Below are 19,359 nucleotides of genomic sequence, written 5' to 3'. Positions count from 1 at the left end.
ATTTTATCATGATCACATCCTCGCTTCTATTTTGGGGAAACAGCAGAAAACCTGCAAATTTCTTTTGACCCAGAACATGAGCTTTTTATAAATCTTACGGCTTATTTTCAAAATAGTTTTGTCGTATTTTGTATGATTCTGTAGTCGCCATTATACAGTAAATATACTTCCGCTTTTATGAAAGCGTTTAATGCCCCTTCAGCCTTCGTTTTGATAAACCTCAGTCCTTAAAGAAGAAAAACAGTAAGGAGGAATTCGATGAAAGAATTGATAAAAGAGCCCCAAACAGAAATAGACCCGGCATCACAGCTGCATGATTGGGTTGAGCACTATCGCCCCTTTGCCGCCAATGGACAAAGTGCAAACTATATCCCCGCTTTAGGAAAAGTCAATGACTCACAGCTCGGCATTTGTATATTGGAGCCTGACGGAACAATGATACATGCCGGCGATTGGAACGTCCCTTTTACCCTGCAAAGCATTTCAAAAGTGATCAGCTTTATTGCCGCCTGCATGAGCCGCGGCATTCCTTATGTGCTGGACCGCGTAGATGTCGAGCCGACAGGTGACGCCTTTAATTCAATCATTCGGCTCGAAATCAACAAGCCGGGAAAGCCATTTAATCCTATGATCAACGCGGGTGCCCTCACCATCGCCTCACTTCTACCGGGTGAGTCGGCACACGATAAGCTCGAGTTTCTGTACTCAGTGATGGAAACCTTGGTAGGAAAACGGCCGAGAATTCATGAGGAAGTGTTCAGGTCTGAATGGGAAACCGCCCACCGCAACAGAGCGCTGGCCTACTATTTAAAAGAAACAAATTTTTTAGAAGCAGATGTAGAAGAAACGCTTGAGGTGTACTTGAAGCAATGCGCCATGGAGGGCACCACAGAAGACATCGCATTGATCGGCCTGATCCTTGCCCATGACGGCTATCATCCGATTCGCCGCCAGCAGGTGATTCCCAAAGACGTGGCAAAATTGGCCAAGGCGTTAATGCTGACGTGCGGCATGTACAACGCTTCAGGCAAATATGCGGCCTTTGTCGGCGTGCCGGCCAAAAGCGGCGTCTCCGGCGGCATCATGGCTCTCGTCCCTCCAAGCGCCAGAAGAGAACAGCCTTTTCAATCCGGATGCGGCATCGGCATTTACGGGCCTGCCATTGACGAATACGGCAACAGCCTCACCGGCGGTATGCTGCTGAAGCATATGGCACAGGAGTGGGAGCTCAGCATTTTTTAAACATAAAAAAGAGGTGATTGTATGCAGCAAATCCTGGAACATATCGTCGGTATCGCAAATGATCTTTTGTGGTCAAAGCTATTAATTGTTTTGCTCCTTTCTCTGGGAATCTATTTTACGTTCAGGCTTAAGTTTTTACAGGTTCGGATGCTGAAAGAAATGGTCAGGGTATTAAGAGAAGGTGCTGCTTCCCGGTCGAAAAACAGCATTTCTCCGTTCCAAGCGTTTTGCATCAGCATGGCCGCCCGTGTCGGAACGGGAAATATTACAGGCATTGCCATCGCCATTGCTCTCGGCGGACCAGGCGCAATCTTTTGGATGTGGATTATCGCCATTATCGGATCAGCATCAAGCTTCGTGGAAAGCACACTGGCTCAGATTTATAAAGTAAAAGATGCAAACGGCTTCCGCGGGGGTCCGGCTTACTACATGGAAAAAGGGTTGAACAAAAGGTGGATGGGCGCGCTTTTCGCAGTGTTAATTACCTTATCGTTCGGTATCGTCTTTAACTCGGTTCAATCAAATACAGTCAGCCTCGCCTTTGAAAATGCGTTCGGCACAAACCGCCTGACTTTGGGGCTCATTTTAATTGCTGTGTTCGGCACGATTATTTTCGGCGGTGTAAAGCGCATTGCGAAACTGGCTGAATCCATTGTCGTCGTATTGGCTGTTCTGTATATCGGAGTTGCGTTTTTCGTGATTTTCACCAATATTACGCAGCTGCCGGACGTAATCGCGCTCATCGTGAAAAATGCGTTTGGTTTTGACCAGGCTGCTGGCGGCGCTTTGGGAGCGGCGTTAATGCAGGGTGTCAGACGGGGAATCTTTTCAAACGAAGCGGGAATGGGAAGCGCACCGAATGCCGCTGCCACTGCAACGACAAGCCATCCTGTCAAACAGGGGCTGATTCAAGCGCTTGGTGTCCTGTCAGATACACTAATCATTTGTACAAGCACCGCTTTTATCATCCTGTTTTCAGATGCCTACCATACTCCGGGACTGAGCGGAATCGCGTTGACACAAGCCTCTCTGAGCTCCCATGTCGGATCTTGGGCATCAGGCTTTCTCGCCATTCTGATTTTGTTATTCGGTTTCTGTGCTTTAATCGGGAACTATTATTATGGCGAAACCAATATCGGCTTTTTGAACAAAAGCAAAAAATTGATTTTTGTCTACCGTATCGGCGTGCTGGCGATGATTGTGTTTGGCTGTGTTGCCAAAGTCCAGCTCGTCTGGGATCTGGCTGATTTGTTCATGGGCCTGATGGTCGTCGTGAATTTAATCGCGATTTTCTTATTATCAAAAGTCGTTTTTGCGGCGCTCCAAGACTATACACGCCAGAAAAAAGCAGGCAAAGATCCGGTCTTTTATAAAAGTGTACTCAAAAACCACAATGGCATTGAATGCTGGCCGCTTTCTGAGACACAGGCTGACACAAACAACAAACAAATATCATAAAAAAGGGTGTTCAGACATACGGCTGAACACCTTTCCCTTTTGCGTTTATTGACAAACACGTAAACCTCCATTACGATTTTCATATCTTTTTCAAAAAATCTGAAAGAAGGCATCGGTACATTCTATGAACCCTATCCAACACATACTAGATACATACCCGCTTATTGTGCTAGACGGCGCCATGGCGACTGAGCTTGAACGCAAGGGCTGTGATTTGAACGACAGTCTATGGTCGGCAAAAATCCTGATGGAAGAGCCACACCTGATTAAACAAGTTCATACTGATTATTTCGTGGCAGGCGCCGACTGTGCGATCACCGCCAGCTATCAGTCTACGTTTGAAGGCTTTGCTGCACGCGGGCTGAGCGAAGCGGAAGCACGCCGGCTCATCGAGATGTCCGTCAGCATCGCAGCTGAAGCACGTGATGAATTTTGGTCACTTGAAGAGTACCGTCCGAATCGGCCAAAACCAATCATTGCTGCTTCTGTAGGACCTTATGGTGCTTATCTTGCAGACGGGTCTGAGTATCGCGGTCACTACGGAATCTCAGAGGATGAACTTGTTGATTTTCATCGCCCCCGCATGAAAGCGCTAATCGAAGCCGGAGCTGATGTTTTGGCATGCGAAACGATTCCATGTCTGACCGAAGCAAAAGCGATTGTGCGGCTGTTGAAGGAATTTCCTGAAACGTATGCTTGGATCAGCTTCAGTGCAAAAGACGGCCTGCATATCAGTGACGGAACACCTGCGGCTGACTGCGCATCATGGCTTGATGAGCACCGCCAAATTGCAGCGATCGGCATCAACTGCACGCCGCTTCAGCATATCCCTTCTTTAATAGAAGAGTTAAAAAAGCACACATCTAAACCGATCACCGTCTACCCAAATTCAGGCGAGCAATATGATCCGGAGACAAAAACGTGGAACGGCGCAGCATGTGCAGAACCTTACGGACAAAGCGCCCGCACTTGGCATGAAAAAGGAGCGAAGCTGATTGGCGGCTGCTGCCGGACAAAACCTGAAGATATTAAAGAAATTGCGGCTTGGGCGCGCTCTTTAAAAACAACTTGACTTATCGGAATTGTTTGTATATTCTATCTAAAAGCCGGTTCGCCGGAGTCTCGTGTCACTCGCTGACATGAGACTTTTTATTAGGTAGGAAATAAATCGCCGATAGAAAGTTGGAAAAAGATGAAATCTGCCCACAACAAGAATGAGACAAACTTTCAGAGAAGTATGAAAAGCCGGCACCTCTTTATGCTTTCCTTAGGGGGTGTCATCGGAACCGGACTGTTTTTAAGCTCGGGCTATACCATTCAGCAGGCAGGCCCAGCAGGAACGATACTCGCCTACTTAGTCGGCGCCGGCATCGTCTATTTGGTCATGCTGTGCCTCGGTGAGCTGTCAGTAGCCATGCCTGTCACGGGCGCCTTTCACACCTATGCAGCCAAATACATAGGGCCGGGCACCGGATTTACGGTCGCTTGGCTGTACTGGCTGACATGGACTGTAGCATTAGGATCAGAATTCACCGCAGCCGGCCTGTTAATGCAGCGCTGGTTCCCCCATACTTCCGTTTGGATGTGGAGTGCCGTCTTTGCGGTGTTCATTTTCTTGCTGAACGCATTTTCAGTCAAGTTTTTCGCTGAATCAGAATTTTGGTTTTCCAGCATCAAAGTATTAGCCATTATATTGTTTATTCTTTTAGGCGGCTCTGCCATGTTCGGCATCATCCCGATTCAAGGCGAAGAAGCTGCTCCGATGCTGTCCAACTTCACAGCGGAAGGCGGGCTCTTTCCAAATGGATTTGTCCCGATTTTGATGACAATGCTGTCCGTCAATTTTGCCTTCTCGGGAACTGAACTGATCGGAATCGCCGCCGGAGAAAGCGTTGATCCCGACAAGACGATACCAAAAGCAATTAAAACAACGGTCTGGCGTCTTTCACTCTTTTTTGTCGGAACGATTTTTGTGCTGTCAGGGCTGATTCCGATCCAAGATGCAGGCGTCATCAAAAGCCCGTTTGTCGCGGTCTTTGACAGAGTCGGTGTCCCGTATGCAGCCGATATCATGAACTTTGTCATCTTGACAGCGATCCTGTCAGCGGCTAATTCCGGGCTTTACGCTTCTTCCCGGATGCTGTGGTCTTTATCAAAAGAAAAAACGCTTCACCCGACATTTGCAAAGCTGACATCAAAAGGAACCCCGTTTAACGCGCTGATATTCAGTATGATCGGCGGCATTCTATCATTGCTGTCCAGCGTATTTGCGCCGGACACGGTATACGTTGTGCTCGTGTCGATTTCCGGTTTTGCGGTCGTTGTTGTATGGATGGGAATCGCCGCTTCTCAATTCATGTTCAGAAAACGTTATATTGAAGCGGGAAACAAGGTCGCCGATTTGAAATACCGCACCCCTTGGTATCCGTTCGTGCCAATTGCCGCGTTCCTGCTATGCCTGGCATCCGTCATCGGCATTGCCTTTGATCCAAATCAAAGAATCGCACTGTATTGCGGCATTCCGTTTATGGCCATCTGCTATGCAGTGTATTATGCGAAAAACCGCAAAAGCCAGCCGCCTGCTGATATGACTCATTCAAAATAAAAAGAACCTGCCTCCAAGCAGGTTCTTTTTCATCTTCAAACTTCCACCGTCCAGTTGAACGGGCCCTTCACTTTTCCAAGCTGAATATTTGTTAGCGTTTCATACAGCTTTTTCGAGATATCCCCGATTTTTCCGTCGTTGACAATCACCGTTTTACCATGAATATTCAGTTCACCGACAGGCGTAACGACCGCCGCCGTACCCGTGCCGAAGGCCTCTGTCAATTCGCCGCGTGCAGACGCCGCATAAATCTCATCAATTGAAACTCTCTCTTCTCGAACCGTAATGCCCCAGCTACGAATCAGTTCAATCGCAGACGCACGTGTAACTCCGCTTAAAATACTTCCGCTTAAAGCCGGTGTGACAGCTTCCCCGTTAATGACGAAAAAGATGTTCATGCTCCCCACTTCTTCCACGTATTTCTTTTCAATGGCGTCCAGCCACAGCACCTGGTCATAGCCCAGTTCATTCGCCTTCCGCTGCGCCTGAAGGCTGGCCGCGTAGTTTCCGGACGTTTTTGCACTTCCGACTCCGCCGTTCACCGCCCGCACGTACTCATCTTCGACATAGATTCTCACCGGCTTCAGCTGATCACCATAATAGGAGCCGACAGGAGAAAGCACGATCATAAATGTATAGCTTTTGGATGCCTTCACACCGAGACTCGGTTCTGTGGCAATGACAAACGGACGAATATACAGTGACGTTCCCTTTTCGTTTGGAACCCAATCTTTCTCCAGCTCAACTAATTGAGTTAATGCCTCAAGCACTAGCTCTTCGTCTAAAGGAGGCATACTCATGCGCTCACAAGATCTGTTCAGCCTTTTGATATTTTGATCCGGGCGGAACAGCAGCACCCTGCCATCTTCCGTTCTGTACGCTTTTAATCCTTCAAAGACAGCCTGGCCGTAGTGAAAAACAGATGAAGACGGATCTAACGTAAGCGGCGCGTACGGTTCAATTCTCGGATGGTACCAGCCCATTCCCTCTTCATAATCCATCACAAACATATAATCTGTAAAATACTTCCCGAATTCCAAGGATGACGGGTCGGGCTTTTCCTTATGAAATACAGTTTTTTCTCGTTCAATAAGCTTATTCAATCTAATCAGCACACCTTTCACAACATAATTGTTTAAATATTCAGTCTTTTTAAAACTAAAAAAAGTATACAGCCTCTTCTTTGATTATACGCCGCTCCACACCTTTAAATTTCAGAATATTCTTTAGGATCATCAGCTATTATACACCACATTCATTGTCAAATGAAGATGAAATAAAAGAAAAACAGCCAGATTCATTCCGGCTGTCTGATTTAGATTGCTAAATAAAGGACGGCAATATGGCAAATCAGCAAAATATACACCGCAATCACAAATTGCCAATTGATCTTCTGTGCCCATGCAAACACCACCATCAAAACAGGAAGTATCACTATCCCCGCCAGCTTGTTAACCGTCATATCCGGACTGTTCGTTCCATCATAATGAATCGGCATCTCCGCCGGCAGAAACGGGTAAAACACGATTGAAAGGATGAAAGCAGCAATGACAGCCCCCCACAGCACTTTTCCATTCGTCAATAAAAACATAGAACCACCATTCCTTTCTTAAAACGCATTGCTTTATGAATGATATGACTGTTCTACGGTGAATTTCGTTCGGTCTCCCCGTGTAATAATTTGCGCATATTCCACCACATCTTCATTTTTATCATAGGTCAGGGATTCTGATAAAAACGCAGGCGCTCCGACGTTGGTTAACAAGTGGCCGCTGATCGTTTCATCCGTTAAAATTGGCTCGATCGATTCCGTGCCCCTGCTGATTTCAATATTGTATTTTGTTCTTAACAGTTCAAACAACGAGCCGGTGCACTCTTCCTGCACCAGCCCCGGTGCCGCTTTCCAAGGAATATATGAGGTGTGATACTGCAAGGGCTCCCCCTCGGCGTATCTGACTCTGACAAGCTTGTTAACAGGTTCATTCTCTTTCATTTTCAAAAGCTCGGCAATGGAGTGATCAGCAGGGATCACCACAAGTTCAAGCACTTTTGATTCAGAACGCAAACCTCTCATTTGTTCTGCAAAGCTCGTAATCTTGTGCGGAATCGGCGTTTGTATTTTTGCCGCCGATACAAATGTTCCTTTTCCTTGAATTCTCTTAATATATCCCTCAAGCTCAAGCTGTTGCAGAGCCAGTCTCACAGTTGTTCTGCTGACATCATATTGTTCGCAAAACTCGCTCTCCGTCGGCAGCTGATCATTCGACTGATATTTGCCCGACTTAATTAATTCAATGATTTTAAACTTGATAACAGAATATAAAGCTGTCATTTCATTCTCCCCATTCTGTATGTAAACCGTTCTTTTTGATTGAGACCATCATACCACTTGCCCTCCAAATACGAAAGATTTGTATCCTGCTTTTATAACAAATTTTCAGAAATTTATATTGACAGTTTGATGAGGGTGGTGCTAAATTCGTAATGACAACTATCATAAATTGATTATAACAAATATGGTGCTTGTCTATCTCTTTGAGGGGGTGTCACATGAAGATTATTATAGCCGATCACTATGAAGAACTCTGTAAGTTAAGCGCTAACATTATTAAAGAGCAGATACAGGCTAAGAAAGATTCTGTTCTCGGGCTGGCAACAGGAAGCACGCCGGTCGGCTTGTATAAGCAGCTGATTTCAGACTTTCAGGCAGGCGAAATCGATTTTTCAAAGGTTACTACATTTAATTTGGATGAATATGCTGGGCTCTCTCCATCTCATCCGCAAAGTTATAACCATTTTATGCACGAACAGCTTTTTCAGCATATCAATATGCAGCCTGGCCATATCCATATCCCACAAGGAGACAATCCGCAGCTTGAGGCTGAATGCAAGGTGTACGAGGATCTCATCCGTCAGGCGGGAGGCATTGATGTTCAAATCCTAGGCATCGGCGCCAATGGCCATATCGGTTTTAATGAACCCGGATCTGATTTTGAGGATCGGACTCGAATTGTTAAGCTGTCAGAAAGCACAATACAGGCAAATGCCAGATTCTTCGGCGGTGATGCTGTCCTGGTACCGAGACTTGCAATTTCAATGGGCATTAAAACCATCATGGAATTCAGCAAACATATTGTGCTTTTAGCAAGCGGCGAGGGAAAAGCAGATGCCATTCAAAAAATGGTAGAAGGCCCTGTCACGACAGATGTACCAGCCTCCATTCTTCAAAAACACAATTATGTAACCGTTATCGCCGATCAAAAAGCAGCTCAAAAACTTAAGAAAGCATCATACTCATAAAGGAGACTATCATGTTTAAAAAGGCATTTCAAATTCTGCAGCAGCTTGGCCGCGCGTTGATGACTCCGGTTGCCGTTCTGCCGGCAGCCGGTCTTTTGCTTCGTTTCGGTGACAAGGATTTACTGAACATCTCCATTATAAAGGATGCGGGCGGCGTTGTTTTCGATAACCTGCCGCTTATTTTCGCCGTGGGGGTCGCAATCGGTTTAGCTGGCGGAGAGGGTGTAGCCGGACTTGCCGCTGTCATCGGATATTTAATTTTGACCGTCACCCTCGACAACATGGGAAAATTACTCGGCCTTCAGCTTCCTTATGAAGGGGCCGAGCACCTGATTGATATGGGGGTATTCGGAGGCATCATTATCGGACTTCTTGCCGCCTATTTATATAAACGTTTTTCATCAATCGAGCTGCATCCGGTCCTTGGATTTTTCTCAGGAAAACGGTTTGTCCCGATTATTACTTCAATCAGTTCATTGGGAATCGGCGTGATTTTCTCAATTGTTTGGCCGCTGATCCAAAACGGAATTAACGCTGCCAGCAGTTTAATTGCCGATTCAACGGTCGGCCTGTTCTTTTATGCAACGATCTATCGTTTGCTGATTCCTTTTGGCCTGCATCATATTTTTTATACACCTTTCTATTTTATGATGGGAGAATACACAGACCCGTCAACAGGCAGCACCGTAACCGGCGACCTGACAAGGTTTTTCGCAGGAGACCCGACAGCCGGGCGCTTTATGATGGGAGATTTTCCTTACATGATTTTCTGTCTGCCGGCAGTTGCTCTTGCCATTATCCATACCGCGCGTCCGGAAAAGAAAAAAATGATCTCCGGCGTGATGATTTCTGCGGCGCTCACATCTATGCTGACAGGCATTACAGAGCCTGTTGAGTTTTCTTTCTTATTCGTTGCGCCCGTGCTTTATTTGATTAACTCTATTCTTGCCGGCGTTATCTTTGTCGTTTGTGATTTATTCCACGTGCGCCACGGCTATACGTTCTCAGGCGGCGGAATCGACTACGTCTTGAACTACGGGCTGTCGACAAACGGCTGGGTTGTCATTCCTGTCGGGATCGTGTTTGCTTTCATTTATTATTATTTGTTCCGATTTGCGATTTTGAAATGGAATTTGAAAACACCCGGCCGTGAAACAGATGAAGCCGATCAGACTGAGGCAAAAGCTCCTGTAGCAAAAGACCAGCTTGCCTTTCATGTGCTGCAGGCCTTGGGCGGACAGCAAAATATCGCCAACCTTGACGCTTGTATTACAAGGCTTCGTGTGACCGTTCATCAGCCGAGCCAAGTCAGCAAGGATGAATTAAAACGTCTAGGCGCAGTAGGCGTGCTCGAAATCAACAACAACTTTCAGGCGATATTCGGAACAAAATCCGATGCCTTAAAAGACGACATCAAAACGATTATGGTCGGAGGCGTCCCTGACACCGCCGCCGCGCTGGATACAGAGACTAACAAACAGCAAAAGCCTTCTTCCGAAGAGACTTTTATTTATCCACTCAAAGGAGAAACGGTCTCTCTGACAGATGTGCCTGATCAAGTCTTTTCAGAAAAAATGATGGGCGAGGGCTTTGCGATTGATCCATCAGAAGGAAAAGTCGTTGCCCCTGCGGATGGAGAAATTGTCTCCATTTTTCCAACGAAACACGCCATCGGCTTTATGAGCGCCGGTGGCACCGAAATCCTAATTCATGTCGGCATTGATACCGTCAAATTGAATGGGGAAGGCTTTGAAACCTATGTCACGAGCGGACAAGCCGTCAAACAAGGCGAACTGCTTCTTACATTTAATCTCGATTACATCAAGCAGCATGCCGTTTCCGCTGTGACACCGGTTATTTTCACAAATGCATCTGAAGAAGATATGAAGCACATTCAAATGAAGTAAAAAAGTCCCCCCTGCTGCGGGGGACTTTTTCGCCAACATAATGAAAGCGCTATCAAAATAAAATTTGAAATAAGGTGCTTTCATTTAATTCACGAATGGTATGAATATGCCTCATCCTATCATCATGAAAAGGGGGATTCATTTGAAAAAATTGATCGCGTTCCAAATCTTAATCGCTTTGGCTGTCGGCGCAGTGGCCGGCCACTTTTTTCCTGATTTCGGGATGGCACTGAGGCCTGTCGGAGACGGGTTTATCCGTTTGATTAAAATGATTGTCGTGCCGATTGTGTTTTCTACCATTGTCATCGGAGCCGCAGGAAGCGGAAGCATGAAAAAAATGGGCAGCCTCGGTATCAAGACAATCATTTGGTTTGAAGTGATTACCACGTTGGTATTGGCGCTTGGACTTGTATTAGCGAATGTCTTAAAACCGGGTGTCGGGCTTAACCTCTCCCATTTGGCGAAAAAGGATATCAATGAACTTTCCGGCTACACAGACAAAGTTGTTGATTTCAAACAAATGATCCTCGATATTATCCCTACAAACATTATTGATGTCATGGCCAGAAATGATTTGCTTGCCGTTATTTTCTTTGCAATTTTGTTTGGTGTCGCCGCGGCCGGCATTGGCAAAGCCTCTGAACCAGTTATGAATTTCTTTGAATCCACCGCTCAAATCATGTTCAAACTCACGCAAATGGTTATGGTGACTGCTCCTATTGGCGTGTTAGCTCTGATGGCAGCCTCTGTAGGCCAATATGGCATCGAACTCCTCCTTCCTATGTTTAAACTGGTTGGCACAGTATTCCTTGGTCTGTTCCTGATCCTCTTTGTCCTCTTTCCGTTAGTCGGTCTCATCTTTCATATTAAGTATTTCGAAGTGTTAAAAATGATATGGGATCTGTTTTTGATCGCGTTTTCCACCACCAGCACCGAAACCATTCTCCCCCAGCTGATGGACAGAATGGAGAAATACGGCTGCCCGAAACGAGTGGTATCATTTGTCGTTCCCTCCGGCTTGTCACTGAACTGTGACGGCTCCAGCTTATATTTATCAGTTTCCTGTATTTTTCTGGCGCAGGCCTTTCATGTAGACATGACATTGTCCCAACAGCTGCTCATGATGCTTGTGCTTGTCATGACCAGTAAAGGCATTGCAGCTGTTCCGTCGGGCTCACTTGTTGTACTTCTGGCGACTGCCAATGCTGTAGGGCTTCCTGCTGAAGGCGTTGCTATTATTGCGGGCGTTGACCGTGTCATGGACATGGCGAGAACAGGCGTGAACGTACCGGGGCATGCGATGGCATGTATCGTGGTGTCAAAATGGGAAAAGGCCTTCCGCCAAAAAGAATGGGCCTCCGCAAACGGACAAACCGAAAACATATAGAAAAAAAGAACACCTCGTTCCTGAGGTGTTCTTTCGATTATTCAGCAGCAGCGTGATCTTCTTTTTCAATCACTGCCAGTCTTGCGTTTACTTCTTCTTCTGTCATGTTGTGCTCTGAAACATACAGGTTTCTTGGGTTCGTGCGGCATTCGTGGCTGCAGCTGCGCATATATTTATACTCATTTTCCGGTGTGCATATCATTTTTTTGTTGCAAGATGGATTTGCGCAGTTCACATAACGCTCACACGGTTCACCTGTAAAGTAGTCTTTTCCGACAATCACATGCTCGACACGGTTGACAGGTACGCTGATTCTTTCATCGAAGACGTAGCACTGGCCGTCCCAAAGTTTGCCTTGCACCTCAGGATCTTTTCCGTATGTCACGATTCCGCCGTCAAGCTGTGATACATCTTCAAATCCTTGCTTCATCAGCCAGCCTGAGAATTTTTCACAGCGCACGCCGCCCGTGCAGTACGTTAAAATCTTTTTGCCTTCAAGCATATCTTTGTTTTCTTCGATCCATTCAGGCAATTCACGGAAGGCTTCGATGTCAGGACGGACAGCGCCTCTGAAATGGCCAAGGTCATACTCGTAATCGTTACGTGCGTCGAGCACAATTGTGTTTGGATCCTGCATTTTCTCATAAAATTCTGCAGGCTTTAAATGCTGTCCTGTTGTTTCATTCGGATTCACATCATCTTCCAGACGAAGCGTTACAAGCTCTTTTTTATGACGGACAAACATTTTTTTGAACGTATGATTCTCTTCTTCATCAATTTTAAATACCATGTCCGCAAAACGAGGGTCAGCTTTCATTGTTTGCATATATTTTTCAGTCTGCTCAACCGTACCTGATACCGTACCGTTAATTCCTTCAGCAGAAACAAGGATACGGCCTAACAAACCAAGCTCCTTACAAAAAGCCAGATGCTGCTCTCTAAACGCCTCTGGATCTTCAATCGGAACATATTTATAGTAAAGTAATACTCTGTATTGTTTTTCCATGATTTAAACACCCTGTTCAATTATAGTTAGTTGCTATGCACACTCTTACTATATCATACAGGAAAATGCCGCAAAGATGAACATATCCGCACAGACTGATAAAAATATCCAAGCTCTTACAAACCCACGCGGCACAAGGGTTCATTCATAAATAATGGTATTTTCCATTAACTTACTAATGAAAGTAGTTATCTGAAAACTATCAAATGATAGAGTGAACCCCCTCTGTAGTATAACAGAGGGACACCGCTCACTTAATAATGACAGCTGGCGTGATATGCTCCAGCCAAATGACACCGTCATATTGTTCCTTTAAGATCATCTGCTCTTCCATGAATCCCCAATAGAGTGCTGTTCGCGGGGTATACAACCACGAAGTGCCTTTCTTGTTTTTGGTATGGAGAAAATCAACAAAGACAGCTGGATGGTCCGCAGCTTTCAGCAAAGCTTCGAGACTCCCTGGTGGCGGCGGGCTAGTGACCGGCTTAACCGTCTTATTATCGGAGCTATCTAGACTCGCACCTGCGTAAGCGTAGATTCCAATCGTATAAGTTTGTTTTTTCAGCCGCTCCGGCAAATAATCACCCATGTTAGGTCCGTTTAGCTGTACCCAGTCCTTTATCATTTTGGTATTCTGCTTGCGAAGATGATAATTGTGACCCCAGACGATGATTTTCTTTTTTGGATAAAGGGTTTCCGCAACCCACTGAAATTGTTCAGCCATCAGGCGGTCTCTCATAAAGAAAGAAAAATCCTCAATATTCTCCGGATAATCCTCTAGCTTTTCTTTCATTTGTTCTAGCATGTATGTTTCCATGACGTCAATTCTCAACTGAAGGGAATGCATAAAGATCTCATAAGCCTTTGGCTCTTTCGGAAGGTGCGCCTTAAGCGCTGAAGCATGTGTTTCAGCGAACTTGATAAGCTCCTGATAGTTTTTCACAAGCGCTTCCTTCTTTTGCGTAAATTCTTCAAACGTACTGCTGTCTGTCACCAATGTTGAAAAGTCATTTTCTGATTGGGAGAGCAGCTCTGCTTTTTTAGGGTTCACTGCTTTGACCCATTGATTTGCAGCAACATTGAATGAATCCTTCATGCTTTGAATATCAAATCCAGTGAGGATGAGCGGATCGCCTTTCTCTTTTTGCTCTTTCATATAATCAAACAGTTCAACAACATCTTCTGTGTGCCATACGGGGTAAATGGATTTTTTCATCGTGCTCTTAGAGGTGGATTGCTCCGTATTGAGGTAGGATGCATTTGTATCAGTAAAGCCAGACTCAAAGGCTAATACATCATATCCCAGTTCTTCGTGAAGGTATTTGATCATACGGACCTTTGTTGCATTGATTTCACCAGCGCCGTGTGTGGTTTCCCCTAACTGAACGATTCGTTTTCCTTTCAGCACCTTCTTTAGAAATCGAAGGTCTTTGTTTGAGGCATCGGTAGAATCCAGTGGATGTGCATGTTGTTCAATCCAGCGATTCCAATGTTTTTCTTCAGAATCAGCTCGGGCGGATGCTGAAAAAGAAGTAAACACCAGACAGACAATCAGCAGGGGCAGAGCCGTTTTCACTATCATTCGTTTCAATTCTATCTCTCCTTTTCTGCAAGGTTCTCTAGTAATTACGAGATTGATACAGAAAAAGTTTCCTTTTTTTCACCAACAAAAAAAGCTTCTCTATTGAAAGAAGCTTTAGGTGGATCCTCTCATCACCTGATGAAAGTAAAACCGATACGTATTTCGTAAAAATGTCTCGACCGGAAGCTGCACATCCGTCTGGTATTTGCTGATAATGAACGGAAACCGCTCGATTCCTTTCTCACGCAAATCACTCGCTTGCTCTTCATCCTTTGCCTTCTCTTTCAGAACCGCTTCAACAATTGGCCAGCACGCTTCCCGCACTTGCCGCAGAACGGCTTCATCTCCGGTGTTTTGATAATCTGTGATCCAGCTGATGATTTGTTTTTCCATGAGTTTCACCTTTCTTCAAAAAAAGAGGTGCTGCGTTTATGCGAGCTCCTCTTTTTACTCTTCGTAACCTATCAGTTCACCGACTTGGACTTCTTGGCCTTCTGTTAAATTGGCGGACGGCTGGAACGCGTCTTTTTCAAAAATCAAAATGACGGTCGAGCCGAATGAAAAGTATCCTAGCTCTTCGCCGATCTCCAGCTCGTTCCGTGTACTCGTCTGCACGATAGAATTAATATTCATCGCGCCGACAGGGATCATCAGGACATTTCGAGTGCCGCTATTCAGCTCGTACACAAACCGGTAATTTTTCGACAGCACATCTTTTCCGTATTTTAACCCTAATTGATTTACAGGGTATGAGCGATTTCCGAGCTCGGCCAGCTTTTGATACCTGCAGCTGATCGGGGAATGAAAACGGTGATAATGCCGCGGGCTTAAATACAAAACGACAAAGTACCCTCCGTTGAATTGATGGTCTGCTCTTTTAAAGCCGGTCAGCTCAGCGAAAGAGTAATCTTTCCCCTTTACGGTAAAGGTTTGATTCGGGTTGATTGTTCCTACCGTCTGAACCACCCCGTCAACAGGGCTGACCACCGCGTGCTCCTCTTTTGAAACAGGGCGCCGCTCCAAATTAATATGTCGAATGAACAATTCGGACAGCGAACCGTAATCAGCGGCCGAACCGTCTACATCATCCCAATTTAGCCGAAAATGCTTTGAGAAAAGCGGAATGACCGGTTTGCTGATTTTAGACTCGCAAAATCCTTTAATCAGATAGGATGACAGACGATGATTCGTCAGCTCTATCAATGATCGATACAGAATCTTTACAGCCGTATTAAACATGAATAATCCCTATAACCCTTCCGATTGTAATAAAAATAAAGCACCATAAAAAGGCGCCGATTGCCGCAAACGCAATATACGTTTTCAGGTTCATTTTGCCGATACCCGAAAAGTAACACGTTACATGTCTGACGCCGGGAATGAAATAACCTAAAATAAGAGAATATGGACCGTATTTATTCATCCATTTCTCTACCTTCATCATTCTCTTTTCTTTTAATCCGACCCACTTGCCGTACTTGTCGATAAACGGGCGCCCGGCTTTTCTGCCGATCATGTAGCTGATCAGCATACCTAACAAAGCCCCGACAAAGCTGATCAAAATTGAAAGCTCATAATTCAGCACGTCAGTATGCGTGAAGTAACCAACAACGGTCATCATTACTTCATCTGGAATCGGCAGTCCAACAATCCCTAGAACCAGCATCAAAAAAATAGCGATATAACCGTAATCCGCTATGAGCTGCTGAACTAATTCCATCTCTCGGACTCCAGGTTTTCTGCCGCATGTTTTTTAAAGTGTGGGAATTTTATTTTACTCACCATTAAATAAGAAAGTCCGCAAGTGCCAATTGCCAGCAGGATCGGGTTATAGACGAAGCTTAGAATAACGAGACACATACCCGCAAATGGAATCGGCATTCCGATAAAGGTCGGGAGCTTGCTTTGCTCAATGTTAAATTTAGAGAGGCGAAGCATTCCGCAAATGCTGTACGTCAATGCGCATAAAATCCCGATAAACGGAAGGGCGTATAATGAGACACTGTACGCAAGCATAGAAGGAGCCACACCAAACGTCACCAGATCGGCAAATGAATCCAGTTCTTTTCCCATATCAGAAACAGCATTCAGCTTACGTGCTGCCATCCCGTCAAAGAAATCGAGAAACATGCCGGTAAAAATGAAAAGCACTGCTGAATGAACGTTGTGATATAACAAGGAATGAATCGCCAGCAGTCCGCAAGTAAAGTTTCCTATCGTAATCATACAGGGGATATAATTCACAGTGTAACCAAACCTCCAATTGTAAAACCATCTATATCATTCGACGATATGGATCGAATAGCGTTACAGGAAAAATTTTCTCTATTAAGCATGATAACATAGAATGCCCCCAAAAAAGCAGCACTCAAATTCTATTATTATACAACATTTGTTACCTTTTGAACAATGAATGTCAATCTTTTCATGTTTTTTACTATTTTATTCTCCTCTCAAAAAGGACAAGACGCGTTGATTGACGTACTCTGGCTGCTCCAGAGATAACAGATGTCCGGCGTTCTTCACGATTTCTGCCTGAATTCCCGGCACCAATACTGAAGCCCGTTCTAAAGCCATTTGCTGATGGTACATGACCTCGTACTCACCGAACATCAGAAGTATCGGGACTGTTATCGATTTCAAATCCCGGTCTGTGAACACGTACGGAAAGCCATTTTCTGTCGGCTTCAGGCTTCTTTGTTCATCCTGCCATTCCACACCTGCCACAATTTGTGTTTGCAGCACAGGATGCAGGTCATAACGGCTATCGGTAATCCATCTAAGATATGCCTTAGCTCCTCTTGATCCTGTAAGCCCCGCTGCGTATTTATAGACGTCCGGATGAAATGAAATAAACGCTTCAGCAGGACTCATAACAACCGCCCGCTCTACTCTTTCAGGCGCTTGGAGCAAGAAGTTCACGATATGGGAACCGCCAATCGAAAGGCCTGCCAGGTGTGCCTTCTCAAGTCCAAGAGAATCAAAGACGTCTTTCAGCCATTCTGCGCAATCAGCTCTCGTATCCAGAGCAGCTGATGGGATACTTTTATTTTTGTCTCCTATTATATCGACCGCATATGTACGATATTGACTGCTCCACTCCGCGATATTCGGATACCACATAGCAGAGCTGAAAAGGCCCCCGTGAAGCAAAATCAGCGAAGGTGCGTCCTTTGGCCCACTTGCAATGATATGTGTTTTTCCAAAACGAGTAGAAACATAGAATGTTTCCGACTCAATCGGCCACAAAGAAAGGCTTTGATCATATGCCTGGTAAAAGCGAAGACCGCTTTCAGCCGCGGCAAGCTGCATTGAATCTTGTGTCATCTTCTTCTTTTTCCTCCGGGTTAGATTGATATAAAAATAAAGGATAAAGCTCCTTTTGTCTCGTAAGAAAAAATGCCTATTTCTTATTATCTCACATTATAAATTTCCAGTATATATCTTGGCTTCCTGTGATACATAAAAAAGGCAGTTTCCCTCGAAAGAGAGAAACCGCCTATTCTTTGAAAACTAATGGAATGACCTTATCTTTTTTATCCTCTGTTAATGAGATGTGATGGGTTACTGATTTTTCACCCTTCGTTAATGCGACTGAGTAGTCCCCTTTTCTGCCTGTATCCCATTTGATGTCTCCGTTTTTATCTGTTTTACCGAGTATCTCGCCAATCTCTATACTCGGCTCCTGATCTGAGGCCGGCGCTTCGACAATTGTCACTTGAACCCCTTCAACCGGCAGCCCTTTGGCATCCTCCACATGAAGAGTAACAGGAATAGCCGTTTCTTTCTGAGCAGAATGCGTCTGTGAACTGCATCCGCATAAAAACAAAATAGACATGAAAATAGCTAGTTTGCTGTATTTATTGATTTGCCCAATATTGAATATTGTTGAATACATCGTTCGTCACCCTTGTTCCCAAGTTATATGACGATCCCCCGTTCGTGTGAATCGCAATAGCTGTCTGCCCTGTGTCACTGTAGTTTCGATACACAGGCGATCCGCTTTGGCAGCCGTACGTATCGGTTGTATAGGTCAGCTTATACGTTTCAGCGGAGCGAATCGGCTTTGTATCAGACCACATCGTGCCAAATGTCTTGTCACATGGGTATCCTGTCACTGACGAGGAAAGACCCACAGGACTGCTGCTATTTGTTGTCCGATAGCCGTACCAGCCAACCGTGTTTCCCGGAGAACCGTTTAATTTAATAGCGCCGTAATCATAATTGGTGTTTTTGCTTTCCGTCCATCCTTTGACGGAGTAAAACATCGTGCCTGAATAAGTTCCGTAAGGATATGAAGAATCATTGCGCCCTGGCGCAGCGGTTATCGACGAAGCCCAGCCGTGATCCTGGCTGTACACACAATGTCCAGCCGTTACGACAGTATTCGGATTGACTAAAAATCCGGTGCATCCATAAGTGCTTGAGGTGTTGGGATACTTGATTGACAGTTGAACAGTTGCTCTGTAAGGAAAAGATGTTGTACTGGAGATTCTGACGCGTTCATCGGTTCCGATGATACTTGAAGGCTGTATGGTTTTAATGTTTTTTTCCAGTTGCGTTTGACCATAAAGCGATTTGCTTGTTTTCCCGGTTCCCTCATAAGGGGCGGAAACCTGTTCTTCTTTTGACGTTTGGTTTTTCGTGACATCAGCTTCTTTACCGGTATTTGATACAGAAATTTGCGGGTTCTCTGCCGCTTTTGCCGGTACGCCGAAAGATACCCCCGCTGATAAAGCCAAGCACAAAACTGTTAAGTAAACGAACCATTGTTTTCTGAATGTTGAAACTAATTTCATTTTGTCATCTCCCTCCTTTTGTGTCAACCACCCTTATAGGTGGAAGACTTTTACATTATAATCGCGTTTCTGA

General features: G+C 45.2%; 19 protein-coding genes. 7 read left to right on the top strand and 12 right to left on the bottom strand.

The features are described 5' to 3' along the window. The first annotated feature begins 258 nt into the window (after nt 1-258). From M0696_RS01435 to mmuP, 4 genes are all read left to right on the top strand, one after another. Nucleotides 259-1,242 (top strand): glutaminase, encoded by a 984-nt coding sequence (locus tag M0696_RS01435; protein ID WP_166854411.1) that lies wholly within the window; start codon nt 259-261, stop codon nt 1,240-1,242. A 21-nt stretch (nt 1,243-1,263) separates the two neighbouring features. Continuing rightward, on the top strand, nt 1,264-2,700 hold the full coding sequence (locus M0696_RS01430) for an alanine/glycine:cation symporter family protein (RefSeq protein ID WP_166854412.1): 1,437 nt from the start codon (nt 1,264-1,266) through the stop codon (nt 2,698-2,700). Between the two features lie 124 nt (nt 2,701-2,824). Then, nucleotides 2,825-3,772 carry a homocysteine S-methyltransferase gene (gene mmuM / locus M0696_RS01425; RefSeq protein WP_248602396.1) on the top strand — a complete coding sequence of 316 codons (948 nt, stop codon included), beginning with the start codon at nt 2,825-2,827 and terminating at the stop codon, nt 3,770-3,772. Nucleotides 3,773-3,892: 120 nt separating this feature from the next. Beyond that, a complete protein-coding gene (gene mmuP, locus M0696_RS01420; RefSeq protein ID WP_166854414.1) occupies nt 3,893-5,305 on the top strand; it encodes an S-methylmethionine permease in 1,413 nt (470 codons plus the stop codon). Nucleotides 5,306-5,340: 35 nt separating this feature from the next. On the opposite strand, the gene M0696_RS01415 is transcribed toward mmuP, so the two are convergent. The 3 genes from M0696_RS01415 to gamR all read right to left on the bottom strand — a co-directional run bounded on the left by M0696_RS01415 (nt 5,341) and on the right by gamR (nt 7,637). Then, a complete protein-coding gene (locus tag M0696_RS01415; protein WP_222143467.1) occupies nt 5,341-6,408 on the bottom strand; it encodes a branched-chain amino acid aminotransferase in 1,068 nt (355 codons plus the stop codon). A gap of 212 nt (nt 6,409-6,620) precedes the next feature. Further along, on the bottom strand, nt 6,621-6,896 hold the full coding sequence (locus M0696_RS01410) for a DUF1648 domain-containing protein (protein ID WP_166854416.1): 276 nt from the start codon (nt 6,894-6,896) through the stop codon (nt 6,621-6,623). 33 nt (nt 6,897-6,929) lie between these two features. After that, entirely contained in the window at nt 6,930-7,637 is a 708-nt protein-coding gene (gene gamR / locus M0696_RS01405) for a transcriptional regulator GamR (protein WP_166854417.1), read from the bottom strand. Between the two features lie 218 nt (nt 7,638-7,855). Here gamR and nagB point away from each other — a divergent pair, with 218 nt between their 5' ends. From nagB to gltP, 3 genes are all read left to right on the top strand, one after another. Next, nucleotides 7,856-8,605: a glucosamine-6-phosphate deaminase gene (nagB, locus tag M0696_RS01400; RefSeq protein WP_248602395.1), complete on the top strand. Its 750-nt coding sequence runs from the start codon at nt 7,856-7,858 to the stop codon at nt 8,603-8,605. A gap of 11 nt (nt 8,606-8,616) precedes the next feature. Then, nucleotides 8,617-10,512, top strand: a complete 1,896-nt coding sequence (gene ptsG, locus M0696_RS01395; protein WP_222143466.1) for a glucose-specific PTS transporter subunit IIBC — start codon at nt 8,617-8,619, stop codon at nt 10,510-10,512. Nucleotides 10,513-10,654: 142 nt separating this feature from the next. Further along, nucleotides 10,655-11,899 (top strand): glutamate-aspartate/proton symporter GltP, encoded by a 1,245-nt coding sequence (gltP, locus tag M0696_RS01390; protein ID WP_222143465.1) that lies wholly within the window; start codon nt 10,655-10,657, stop codon nt 11,897-11,899. Between the two features lie 37 nt (nt 11,900-11,936). Here the strand turns inward: gltP and trhO are convergent, their stop codons facing one another. From trhO to mpr, 9 genes are all read right to left on the bottom strand, one after another. After that, the gene (trhO, locus tag M0696_RS01385; protein ID WP_166854421.1) at nt 11,937-12,905 is read right to left on the bottom strand and encodes an oxygen-dependent tRNA uridine(34) hydroxylase TrhO; all 969 of its coding nucleotides are present in this window, start codon (nt 12,903-12,905) and stop codon (nt 11,937-11,939) included. A 250-nt stretch (nt 12,906-13,155) separates the two neighbouring features. Then, nucleotides 13,156-14,496 (bottom strand): erythromycin esterase family protein, encoded by a 1,341-nt coding sequence (locus M0696_RS01380; RefSeq protein WP_222143464.1) that lies wholly within the window; start codon nt 14,494-14,496, stop codon nt 13,156-13,158. Nucleotides 14,497-14,601: 105 nt separating this feature from the next. Next, nucleotides 14,602-14,880 (bottom strand): hypothetical protein, encoded by a 279-nt coding sequence (locus tag M0696_RS01375; protein ID WP_166854424.1) that lies wholly within the window; start codon nt 14,878-14,880, stop codon nt 14,602-14,604. 54 nt (nt 14,881-14,934) lie between these two features. Continuing rightward, a complete protein-coding gene (locus M0696_RS01370) occupies nt 14,935-15,726 on the bottom strand; it encodes a phosphatidylserine decarboxylase (RefSeq protein WP_248602394.1) in 792 nt (263 codons plus the stop codon). After that, complete coding sequence (locus tag M0696_RS01365; protein ID WP_166854426.1) at nt 15,719-16,207, bottom strand: DedA family protein; 489 nt, start codon at nt 16,205-16,207, stop codon at nt 15,719-15,721. Before M0696_RS01365 ends, M0696_RS01370 begins: the two co-directional genes overlap by 8 nt. Further along, a complete protein-coding gene (gene pssA / locus M0696_RS01360) occupies nt 16,198-16,731 on the bottom strand; it encodes a CDP-diacylglycerol--serine O-phosphatidyltransferase (protein ID WP_166854427.1) in 534 nt (177 codons plus the stop codon). The genes M0696_RS01365 and pssA overlap by 10 nt, the downstream gene beginning before the upstream one ends. 198 nt (nt 16,732-16,929) lie before the next feature. Further along, nucleotides 16,930-17,814, bottom strand: a complete 885-nt coding sequence (gene cesB / locus M0696_RS01355) for an enantioselective carboxylesterase CesB (protein WP_222143463.1) — start codon at nt 17,812-17,814, stop codon at nt 16,930-16,932. 172 nt (nt 17,815-17,986) lie between these two features. Then, entirely contained in the window at nt 17,987-18,385 is a 399-nt protein-coding gene (locus tag M0696_RS01350; RefSeq protein ID WP_222143462.1) for a YbfJ family protein, read from the bottom strand. Further along, nucleotides 18,348-19,286 carry an extracellular metalloprotease Mpr gene (mpr, locus tag M0696_RS01345; RefSeq protein WP_166854430.1) on the bottom strand — a complete coding sequence of 313 codons (939 nt, stop codon included), beginning with the start codon at nt 19,284-19,286 and terminating at the stop codon, nt 18,348-18,350. Before mpr ends, M0696_RS01350 begins: the two co-directional genes overlap by 38 nt. Between the last annotated feature and the right edge of the window lie 73 nt (nt 19,287-19,359).

The organism is Bacillus rugosus (assembly GCF_023238245.1).
Lineage (GTDB): Bacteria > Bacillota > Bacilli > Bacillales > Bacillaceae > Bacillus > Bacillus rugosus.
Note: the sequence above shows the minus strand (reverse complement) of the source record. Positions and strands in the feature narration are given on the sequence as shown.